The following is an 8,224-nucleotide window of genomic DNA, read 5'->3' as shown; positions in this document are numbered from 1 at the left end:
TAGCCCGCCCTACCCAAAACGGATTCCGAAACCCCGCGCGGATTCCTCCCCAGACCCCTCCTCCGCGCGGGAAATTCAGTCTCGGTTTTGCCAAATCCAAATCCCCAGAAAAATAGTTTGGCAAAACCGAGTCCGCATTGAAGCCCCACCACCTGCCCGATTCATTGAGGGCAGAGTCCCGCAGAAAAAATGTCCTTTCTTTTTTAGGAAGAAATTCACCCCCCGCCAAATCGAGAATGCAAGGAACATTTTTTTCTGCGGGACACGCGAGCGAAGCGAGCGGTGGTGGGGCTGATTCATTCGCTCAACGATTTTGGAAATAGGTTCTAACTTGGTACAATAAATACACCAGAAAAACTTCGTACATAGTACGAGGTTTTTCTTATTCTAGGATCTTGTCGGGCAGTAAGAAAAAGTGCGTCAGGCGTGGTCTAGCTGACTCATTGCCGCCTGGTCGCACGAAGCTCAAAATTGACTTATTGTCCCAGAAAAGAATCGGTGATTGTTGATTGATAATTGTGCTGAGGAGTTCATTGTTTTGTCCATCATAATCGATCAGTCGCAGCTGATTATTTGTGATGATCGCTAAGTGCTGATCATTCATCCATTGCCAAGATGCCAGCCCCAATAGGCTGGTCCCGTAGCGGAAACGCTGATTGCGTTCCAGATCGATAGTAAACATACGATTCTTTTCATTCATGACTATATATCGACCGCTGCGATTGACGGTAAATGACGCTATGTCTTTACCGCTAATGCTCGTAACCCGTTCGCTTGGGTTATTAAATATGTGACGAGTCACTAGTAGTTGCTTAGTGCTATCAGGCAGGATGGCGGTATAGTCATCGCCGAGAAGTTTGAAGTATTGCATTGTGTAGCTGGAGCTCGTAGCAACCTGGTGGATAGTCTCGGGACTGTTGAGCTGGTCTTTGCTGCGCACCCGGAGCCAACGTAGTCCGTCGGCCAATACTTCCACGGTTAGGAGGTGTGTATTGTCCCATTTGGCAGCTTGTACGCCGTCTGCGATCGAGTCGCTCAATCGCTTGTCGTTTAAAGTAAGGCGACGCAGGGAACCGTTCAGAATGAGATACAATTCATTTGCCTCACCATCAGACCAACCCACCCAAGTTGGTTGAATGGGGGTGAGCTGAGTGAGGTTTATAGTTTTTTCACGCACATCATTTGGATTGGTGGGAATAAGTAGCCAGGTTATATTTGTATCCGATGTGGTTTGACGGGCTAGTAGCCATGTAGCGTCGGTATTGATACTGAGCGAATCGATGACGATAGCCCCCGGCTCCTCACTAGTAGGGGTGGGCGGTGTGTATAGGATCTCGGGATCTCGTGCGAGGTCAGGCGCGTACAAGATCCGCGGGGCTGTAGGGATGGTCGCTCCTGACTCATCAGTTTTGGATGTGGGCTCTACAAAGGCAAAGCGCTTGCGATCAATACTCTGGGTAGCCGAAACAATTTTATTATCTGGGTAGCGGAGTCGTGTTGGTACTTGCTCGGGGATGAGCCAAGCATAGTCGGCAAAGCTTACCCGCTCAGCCTCGACCGAGGTTTTCTTAACCCAAGGCCGATAGCCTGCCTCCTCATACTTGACGGTATAATTACCGGGCAACACATTGGTGGCTCTATAGGGAGTTTGTTGCTTTATTGAAGTGTCATTGAGAGAGATATTGGCACCAGAGGGCTCGCTATTCATGATAATGAGGCCAGTTTCGCGCAGTTCTCCTGTCGCGAAGTCATATTGCCAGCCAGTAGCAAGGGCGCCGAGTAAAATAGTACCAAATACGACAATTACACCTCCGAAGAGGTAGATCAAGAAGTTTCGGGTAGTTTGTGAGATCACCATAGTGTGGTTACGCTTCATTATACAATCATTTCTTGTGATTATCTTACTTTCTTCTCGAGCTGTAGTGAGACAGGAAATCAGGTACAATAGTATATATGCATCGAAAGCGAATAGCGATAGATCTAGGTACGGCAAATGTGCTTGTGTACGTGCCTAAGAAGGGAATTGTTGCCAACGAGCCAAGTGTGGTGGCGGTTTCGGTTGATGATAATCGCATCGTGGCGATTGGGAACGAGGCCAAGGAAATGCTTGGTCGCACGCCAGACATCATTACGGCCAGTCGTCCACTGCGCGAAGGTGTGATCGCGGACTATCGAATAACGCAAGCAATGCTGAAATTTTTCATCGATAAAGTGTCGGGCAGCATTCGCTTGGCGCGTCCCGAGCTCATGATTTCAGTGCCAGCCGGGGTTACTTCGACTGAGCGGCGAGCTGTGATAGATGCAGCTTTAGCGGCGGGGGCTAAAAAAGCCCACATTATTCGCGAGCCAGTTGCGGCGGCAATTGGCGCAGGCGTGCCAATTGCCGCGCCGGCCGGGAATCTGATTGTTGATATTGGTGGCGGTACGACCGAGGTAGCGATCTTGTCGCTCGGTGGCATTGTTGCTCAAAACTCAGTACGCATTGGTGGCAATAAGATTGATATGGCGATTGCGGACTATATCCGTCGAAAATATGGCCTGATAATTGGTGATCAAACCGCCGAAGACATCAAGAAGCAGATAGGGTCCGCCCTGCCGCTTGAAGTGCCGCTGACGATGCAAATCCGGGGGAGAGATATGATTGCCGGGCTTCCAAAGACGATTAAGCTCGATAGCGATGAAGTCACTCAGGCAATGAGTGATGAGCTGGACGGCATTATTGCCGCAGTCAAGGCTGTACTCGAGCAAACGCCACCGGAGCTGAGTTCTGACATCATCGATCGAGGTATGGTGATGACTGGTGGGGGTTCGCTCTTGCGCAATATCGACAAGTTGATGACAAAAGTAACTGGTGTACCGGCGTATGTAGCAGACGAGCCCATGCTGGCCGTCGCACGCGGTACTGGCATTGCGCTCGAAAATCTTGATGACTACATTCGTAGTGTGATGAGTAATCGATAGGCTAGCTACGTATGCCACGCCGAACGACCAAAAAGCACCCCTCTCAGAGTCAAAGTAATCGTCTCATTTCTGGGGCATCCCTGCAGGCTATAGCGCGTGGTATTGTGTATGCGCTTTTGATCGGCATGCCATTTCATGCTTTTGTAGTGGTGGTACTGGGATATTTTATCGGCTCACAGCTTATATTTGCTAGCTGGAAAGAAGTTTTGATTATTGCTTTGTGCTTCCTGGCGCTCATAAAGAGTGTCTATGATGGCTGGCAATGGGTATATCGGCCGGCCAACTGGCTCGTGCTAGCCACGATACTGTTTGGTGTTGTCGGCGCATTCACTCATGCAGGCTTGGATCTTTCCATCGCGTTCTTTGCAGGAGTTAAGACAACAGTCTTGCCGTGGGTTCTGTTTCTAGCGGTACAGCCATTTGCTTCGATTGTACGGTGGCGTCGGGTGCGTGCCTTGGTGCTTGGTGTAGCGCTCGTGGTATCGGTTTTGGCCTTGATTCAGTTTTTCATTGTTCCAACCGCGTGGCTGCAATCAGTTGGGTATTCATCAGACACTATTAATGCCTATCAGAGTGTGAACTTTGGGGGTGAATTCGGTCGCACATTTGCTACATTGGGGGGTCCGAATCAGCTGGGTGCCTATCTCATATTACCGACATTATGGCTACTAGCAATCGCACTGACCGCAGAACAACGCCAGAAACGCTTAACCGCTGCGAGTGGCGCGGTGATCGCAGCGGCGGCATTAGCTGTGACCTTCTCGCGTAGTGCCATGATTGGTCTCTTGATCGCATGTCTGGTTCTTCTGGGGCTGTACGTTCCTCGTAAATATCAACCATGGTATGTACTGATGGGTGTGATATCAACTATGGCAGTCTGGACTTGGGTACAAGAGCTCGTGCGCGTGCCGGGGTCGTTTATTCAGCGCTACTTTAGCCGCGGCGAGGTTAATCAGGGGGGGGTAATCATTGGTTCAGATGAGGGGCACGTGTATGCGTGGCAGCAGGGGATGCAACTGGTCGCTCAGAGTCCTTTCGGGCAAGGGTTTGGCTCTGCCGGACCGGCGAGTAAGTATGGTGGTAATTTTGTCGTAACTGAGAATTGGTTTGTGCAGCTGCTTCTCGAAGTTGGTTGGTTTGGAGCTGCTACCTATGCGATGCTGGTTGTCGAGCTATGGCGGACGTGGTGGCTTGCGAGCGACCGCGTTTCAAAAGTATTATTTGCAAGTCTGGTTGGTATTTTGATCGCAAATCTATTCCTACACACCTGGGCTGATTCAACGCTAGCGATTATTTGGTGGGCCCTCGCCGGCTTGAGCTATGGTGCTGGGCGTGAGCGGGGGCATGATGGCGCGTAATTCAACAAAAATGCTGATACTGCATGATTGGCTCAATGTCAAAAACGGCGGCGCCGAATTGGTGTTGTATGAGCTTTTGAAGATGTACCCAGAGGCTGATGTGGCGACCTTGATTTATAACAGGCGGATGTTTGGGTCACGATTGCGCGGGCGTCGAGTGAAGGTTAGTTTTTTACAGTATTTTCCTGGCTTCTTGAAACGACACCCCTACTTACTACTTCCGTGGGTGCGTCGTGCTGTCGAGCGGATTGATACACGAGGCTATGATATCGTTTTGGCAGCCTCATCGGCGTGGGTGAAGAATGTGCGCTTGCAGCCACGACAGCGCTGCGTGGTATATTGCTACTCACCGGCTCGAATGCTCTGGGATAGTTGGCCACAGGCTATGAATCAGAGGACATCAAATCCGTTCGTAAAGCTATATGTTACTCGTATCGTGAGCGCCTTGCGACTTTGGGATTATTATTCTGCTCAGTCGTCGCAGCGGGACTTTGTAGCAATCAGTGAAACGATTGCTCGGCGAATCAAGAAATTTTATCATCGACAGGCGGAGGTCATCATGCCGCCTGTCGAACAGCCTCCGACGATCGCGGTTGATCGGGAAGACTATTGGGTGATTGTCTCAGTCTTGAGCGTATATAAAAATATAAACTTAGCAATTGAGGCATGTCGCAAAAGTGGTGAGAGACTTGTAATCGTGGGGGATGGCCCTGATAAAGAGCGCTTGATGCAGCTCGCGGCCGGACTAAAGAATATCGAGTTTCGCGGTCGAGTTGATGATCAAGAAAAATGGCGCGTGATGTCGGCTGCGCGCGGATTTTTATTTTGCTCGATTGAAGACTTCGGTATTGCGCCAGTTGAGGCACTTGGTTGCGGTACACCAGTTGTTGCTTTGCGGGCGGGTGGCGTTGCTGAAACTATTACTGATGGGAAGAGCGGTATTCTGTACGATGAACCAACTGTCGAATCTCTGAGTCAAGCAATGGCGGTCTGCAAAAAGAAGCAATGGAATGCCCATGCGTTGCGTAAAGCAGCTCGGCAGTATCGTCCAGAGCTATTCCGTACTCGGTTGTCGGCCGTGATCCATGAGGTGCACGGACAATGAGCCAACGTATATCGATACTTGATCTTGAATTTGACCCGCTGACCGAGCCAGAAATCTTGGGGCGAATCGAGCGAGCAGTGCAGGTACGGAGAGGGCAGAGTTATCGCTACGTGAAGCCATATGTGACATTTTTTGCGAGTGCTCGGCGTGATGAACAAGTAAGACAGGCGATAAATGAGGCAGACTTAGTGATTGCCGATGGGATTGGTGTGCAGTGGGCAGCGAGCTATTTGTATATGTCCAAACATTCGCTGTGGCAGTGGGTTAAGAGCTTGTTGCAAAATATCCAAAATTCCTCATGGATTTCGTCAGTTATTCCGGAGCGTGGTTCGGGAGTTGATACGACTCATAGGCTATTGGTGCAGGCAGCTCAGAATGGCTGGAGGATTGGCGTGCTCGGCGGGCGTGATCCGAAGCGCATAGAATCTTCCTTAACCGAGCGATATCCGTTATTGCAAATCGGGGGTGTTTGGCGGGGATTCTTCTCCCCTAAGGCAGAGGTAAAGCTTGTCGAGCGTATTCAGACTACCAAATTAGACATATTGTTTGTAGCGCTTGGGCATCCGAAGCAAGAGCTCTTTATGGCTACTCACAAATCAGATCATTTGGCACGAGTCTTGATTGGGGAGGGCGGAACGTTTGATTACGACGAAATGGGCGGAAGTATTAAGCGGGCACCGCACTGGATGCGCCATACTGGCCTTGAGTGGTTCTGGCGTGTACTGATGCGCCCGACAGACATACGGAAAAGCTTGATGATAATTCCCTTCATTTGGTGGGTTTATCTAGCTGGCAAGTCAAAAAAGCTCCGCTAAACTACTTTACGCTTATGGTCACTCCTGGCATAATGTGATTAACATAAGTGGTACAGGAGTGGTATGAGGCAGTGTCCAGACTGTGAGGAAAAAGATCGCGTCGTCATAGCCGGTAAGGTGTTCTGTGCTAATTGCGGTACGCCTTGGGAGACCGCTGACAAGCAAGAGAGTGATGCCTACCTGCAGAAGGTTGGATTAGCAGAGCCGCCGAAGGAGGAAGCACCGGTTGCTCCGGCTCCTGCTACTCCCGCTAACATGCCCGCACCTCCTAATCAAGCAGCTGGGGCGCCACCACAGTCCGTTAGCTCCGTGCCCACACCCACACCCACACCCACACCCACACCCACACCCACACCCACACCCACACCCTCGCCCTCCGTTAATCAGACCCCACCGCCAAATCCTGTCTCGCAGCAGTCAGCTGCTTCGGGTGTAGTTTCGGACCCGCAAATAGCACAAACCCTACCGCCTGCACCCATGCAAGTGCCGGCGTCTGTGGTCACCACTCCAGTAGCGCCAGTAGAGAGTCCTGTACAGCCCGGCGCGCCATCCGCAACGGTCCCTGTATCTATGCCTAGTGCAGCTCCGGTGTCAGCTTCGAATGCTGCTCCTGCATTACCGCCACAGCCCACGCCGTCACCGGCTCCTACAGTCCAAGCTCCAATGCCTGTGGTAGCTCAAGCTCCGACAAGCCCTGCGCAACCCCTTGCATCAACGCCGACTCCACCTGTATCTATGCCAGCATCCGTAGCACCAGCTGAATACAAAGAGCAAGTTGCATCTGAAATTCCATCATTAGATAGTAAGGATGAAGCAGTTTTGTCGGACAGTCAGCTGCAAGCCATGTCGCAAACAACGGCACCAGTTGTCGAACCTGTATCTGTACCAACTGTACTCCCGACACAGCAAGGCAAGTCAATGGTAGATATCGCGCCTCGCGCTGTTCTACAGGTGGATACTATAGCGGCCCCAACGGCATTACCAACCTCACCCGTAGCAACCTCTCCAGCTCCAATTGCTACAGCGCCTCAGCCATCAGTACAGCCGGCAGCAACAGCAGCTCCTGCTTCAGTCGCTCCTGAGGCACCAAAAATAACGCCGGTGATGAGCAGAGATGACGCCCTTAAGCTCGCGTTAGGTGATACGGCTCCGGCCATTGCTCAACCCGCAGCTACACCTGGTGTGGCCCGCCCTTTGGCGCTCGTGATGAGTGTAATGGCCTTCGTGATGCTTGGTGCGTATTTGTGGCAATCAAATTATCCCGCCTTCGCTCTCAAGCTTGCCAGCGTACGATCGGGTGTTGAGGCAGCGGCCCCCGCATACTTACCGAGTGGCTGGGTAGTGACGCGTGATGTAACTTCTGGTGATGGCTCACTTATCTACAAGCTTCAGAATCAAGATAAGGCAATGATTGTGAGTCAACAGAAGACGGAATGGGATTCTCAAGCGTTGCTCGAGCAGTATATCCTTGTGAAGTCACAAGATTATCTCGCTTTGCAGGCGCAAGGGCTGACCATTTATATCTACGGTAATAATCAGGCGGCCTGGGTGAATCATGGCATTATGTACAAGATAGAGGGGGACCATGGCTTGGATCAAGATCAAATAATTCGTGTTGCGACAAGCTTATGAATCAGCGTGGGTGGGAAGACCTCGTTGACTTAATTGATCAAAAATACACACTTTCGCAGCATAAGAAAATCAGTGAACCACTTCCCGACAATCCTCGTCTCGAACAAACTAGAGACACGATATGGTTTGATAAGGCTGGTGAGTCATATAAGATCGATCGCATAACTCACCCGGCGGTATCTGGTACGAAGACACATTACGCACATCGTGGTGCGGCGTCGCGCATTGAGCATACTTACGATCCGGAGGAGATGGTTAGTAAGGTTGTTTTCTATAAGCAGGTGACAGGGAGTGGTTGGGTTGAAACCAGCCCAGAAGGCCTATTGGGCTAATCTGATCTGATATAATGCCGG

7 protein-coding genes are annotated in these 8,224 nt (G+C 50.9%); 6 read left to right on the top strand and 1 reads right to left on the bottom strand.

Going from position 1 to position 8,224, the window contains the following annotated elements; all coding sequences use genetic code 11:
• Nucleotides 1-382 precede the first annotated feature (382 nt).
• Nucleotides 383-1,876, bottom strand: a complete 1,494-nt coding sequence (locus IT415_01325) for a PEGA domain-containing protein (GenBank protein MCC7543332.1) — start codon at nucleotides 1,874-1,876, stop codon at nucleotides 383-385.
• A gap of 77 nt (nucleotides 1,877-1,953) precedes the next feature.
• Between IT415_01325 and IT415_01320 the strand changes: the two genes are divergently transcribed.
• The 6 genes from IT415_01320 to IT415_01295 all read left to right on the top strand — a co-directional run bounded on the left by IT415_01320 (nucleotide 1,954) and on the right by IT415_01295 (nucleotide 8,203).
• Nucleotides 1,954-2,961, top strand: coding sequence for a rod shape-determining protein (locus IT415_01320; protein MCC7543331.1), 1,008 nt, complete (start codon nucleotides 1,954-1,956; stop codon nucleotides 2,959-2,961).
• Nucleotides 2,962-2,972: 11 nt separating this feature from the next.
• On the top strand, nucleotides 2,973-4,319 hold the full coding sequence (locus tag IT415_01315) for an O-antigen ligase family protein (protein MCC7543330.1): 1,347 nt from the start codon (nucleotides 2,973-2,975) through the stop codon (nucleotides 4,317-4,319).
• Nucleotides 4,306-5,424: a glycosyltransferase gene (locus tag IT415_01310; protein MCC7543329.1), complete on the top strand. Its 1,119-nt coding sequence runs from the start codon at nucleotides 4,306-4,308 to the stop codon at nucleotides 5,422-5,424. Before IT415_01315 ends, IT415_01310 begins: the two co-directional genes overlap by 14 nt.
• Nucleotides 5,421-6,239 (top strand): WecB/TagA/CpsF family glycosyltransferase, encoded by an 819-nt coding sequence (locus IT415_01305; protein ID MCC7543328.1) that lies wholly within the window; start codon nucleotides 5,421-5,423, stop codon nucleotides 6,237-6,239. The genes IT415_01310 and IT415_01305 overlap by 4 nt, the downstream gene beginning before the upstream one ends.
• Before the next feature lie 63 nt (nucleotides 6,240-6,302).
• Nucleotides 6,303-7,871 (top strand): DUF4367 domain-containing protein, encoded by a 1,569-nt coding sequence (locus IT415_01300; GenBank protein MCC7543327.1) that lies wholly within the window; start codon nucleotides 6,303-6,305, stop codon nucleotides 7,869-7,871.
• The gene (locus IT415_01295; protein MCC7543326.1) at nucleotides 7,868-8,203 is read left to right on the top strand and encodes a hypothetical protein; all 336 of its coding nucleotides are present in this window, start codon (nucleotides 7,868-7,870) and stop codon (nucleotides 8,201-8,203) included. Before IT415_01300 ends, IT415_01295 begins: the two co-directional genes overlap by 4 nt.
• Nucleotides 8,204-8,224: the final 21 nt, after the last annotated feature.

This window comes from bacterium (assembly GCA_020854115.1).
Taxonomy (GTDB): Bacteria; Patescibacteriota; Saccharimonadia; order CAILAD01.
The sequence above is the reverse complement of the archived record's forward strand: the minus strand, read 5'-3'. Positions and strand labels throughout refer to the sequence as shown.

What these genes read in the sequence shown, in the direction of transcription:
- IT415_01325 (MCC7543332.1), bottom strand. Translation starts at nt 1,876, where the DNA reads ATGAAGCGTAACCACACTATGGTGATCTCACAAACTACCCGAAACTTC.
- IT415_01320 (MCC7543331.1), top strand. Translation starts at nt 1,954, where the DNA reads ATGCATCGAAAGCGAATAGCGATAGATCTAGGTACGGCAAATGTGCTT.
- IT415_01315 (MCC7543330.1), top strand. Translation starts at nt 2,973, where the DNA reads ATGCCACGCCGAACGACCAAAAAGCACCCCTCTCAGAGTCAAAGTAAT.
- IT415_01310 (MCC7543329.1), top strand. Translation starts at nt 4,306, where the DNA reads ATGATGGCGCGTAATTCAACAAAAATGCTGATACTGCATGATTGGCTC.
- IT415_01305 (MCC7543328.1), top strand. Translation starts at nt 5,421, where the DNA reads ATGAGCCAACGTATATCGATACTTGATCTTGAATTTGACCCGCTGACC.
- IT415_01300 (MCC7543327.1), top strand. Translation starts at nt 6,303, where the DNA reads ATGAGGCAGTGTCCAGACTGTGAGGAAAAAGATCGCGTCGTCATAGCC.
- IT415_01295 (MCC7543326.1), top strand. Translation starts at nt 7,868, where the DNA reads ATGAATCAGCGTGGGTGGGAAGACCTCGTTGACTTAATTGATCAAAAA.